Annotated in this window: 1 protein-coding gene; it reads right to left on the reverse strand. The window is 75.0% G+C overall.

Features of this window, described 5'->3' with window-relative positions; all coding sequences use genetic code 11:
• On the reverse strand, window positions 1–2,054 hold a 2,054-nt coding region (locus EHS43_RS43330; protein WP_260470989.1), incomplete at both ends, for a DUF5682 family protein.

Below are 2,054 nucleotides of genomic sequence, written 5' to 3' on the forward strand. Positions count from 1 at the left end.
AGCCCCCGGTGAACCGAAGTCCGTTCAACCTCGATCGCGTCCCCTGGTGCCTCCGCGTCGCCCAGCAGCCCCACCGCCCCGTGGACCGCGTCCACATGCCGCCGCATCTCCTCCGCCGCCTCCGCGTCCAGTGCGACACAGGCGGGGGGCAGACCGACGAAGACGCGCTCGGCGAGGCCCGCGGCGACCTCCGTCAGGGCGCCGGTGTCGGTACCGCGCACGTCGCCGTAGCGCAGCGAACGGACCAGGGCGGGCAGGGCCTGGGCGAGATGGCCGACGTCCGCGTCCAGCGCGGCGCGGTCGGCGAGGATCTGCATCACCGTCGGCAGGGCGTCGGGGAGTTCGGCCAGCAGACAGTGCTCGGCGAGGGCGGTGACGTCGGCGAGCCCCGACGCGGAGACGGCGTCCGCCTCCGCCTTGGCCGTCGCCGCGGCGAGCACGGTCGTGCCCCACACCCCCGCCTCGGCGACCCGCACCGACAGCTCGGGCTCCCAGCGCAGCCGCCACGTCTCCCGGAACGTGCCCGTACTCCCTCGCGAGAGCGCCGGCTCGCCCCACTCCACGCCCAGGAGCCGCAGCCGGTGCAGCAGCCTGCTGCGCCCGGCATCGGACTCCTTGCGCAGGTCCAGCTCCAACTCCCGCTCCAGCGCCTCCGGTTTGAGCCGCAGCCGCCGCTGGATCCGGTCGAGGTCCCGCTGCAACGGCACCGCGGGCGCCGCCTGCGGCACCTCTCCCAGGACGTCCCCCACCACCAGCCGGTCGTGCACCAGCGCCAACGGCACGTCCGAGCCCTCGCACATCACCGCCCGCACCGCGTCGGTCGTCTCGCTCAGACCCGGCAGGGGACGGCCGCGCATCGCCGCGAGCGTCTCGGCCAGCCGTACGGCCTCGATGACGTGTGCCGAGGACACGATCCTGTCCTCTTCTCGGAGCAGGCCAGCCACCTTGGTCAGCCACCGCTCCACGGGCCGGTCCGGCGCGCCGAACAGGTGCCCGTACCAGCCGGGCGAGTCGATCCCCGCGCCGTAGCCGCTGTGTCGCGACAACCTGCGATGCGTCCACGGCACCCAGGTCATGTCCGCCTTGACCTTGGGGAGCCCCTTCAGCAGGGCCTTGTCGGCGGCGACCGTGCTCTTCCGCCGCAGCGCGGGCACGTGCCAGGCTCCGCACACCACGGCCACATCGTCCCCGAACTCCCGCTGTGCCGCCCGTACCTGGAGCCGCATGTACGCCTCCCGCACGAGGTCCCGGTCGTGTCCGCCGGTGCCGTACGTCTCCCGCAGGACCCCCATCGCCTCTTCCAGCACGGTGAAGGGCTCGAACACGTCCCCCTGGCCCGTGCCCCTGTGCTCGACGACGTCCTCCCACCACCGCTCGGGGTCGTCGTATCCGGCAGCCTCGGCGAGCACGCCGAGCGGATCCACACGGACGGCCTCGTGCACGGCGGGCTCGTCCCCCGGGGCGGTGCCCCCGTCGGCGGGCGGTGCCTCGCCCTCCACCGGGGCGGCGTTCTCAGCGGCGGCCCGGACAGAGCGCTCCGCGGAGGGGCCGGTGACAGGTGTGTCCGGCGCCCCGGTGTCGTTCGTCCCCGACGGCAGGGGACCCTGCGCGGCCGGTCCCACGTCACCCGCACCACCGACACCACCCGCGCCACCACCGGCTGTCGCGTCGTCCGGCCCGTGCGTGCCCGTGTCGCCCTGTGCCCCCGTCTCGTCTTTCCCCCACGCCAGGGTGTGCGTGGCCGGCAGGTCGATGAACCGGGCCGGGACCTCGTGCTCCAGCGCCCAGCGGATCGCCACCCACTCCGGGGAGAACTCGGCCAGCGGCCAGAACGCCGAACGTCCGGGCTCGTCCACGGCATGGGCGAGCAGCGCCACCGGGGGCCGCATGTCCTCCTCCGCGGCCAGCGGAATCAGCGCGTCGGCCTCGGGCGGCCCCTCGATCAGCACGACCCGGGGCCGGGCCGCGTCCAGCGCCGCCCGCACCGCCCGCGCCGACCCGGGCCCGTGATGCCGCACCCCGAGCAGCAACGGCCCGGAACCGGCCTTCCGCCC

Origin of the sequence: Streptomyces sp. RP5T, assembly GCF_003933965.1 — a bacterium.
Taxonomy (GTDB): Bacteria; Actinomycetota; Actinomycetes; order Streptomycetales; family Streptomycetaceae; genus Streptomyces.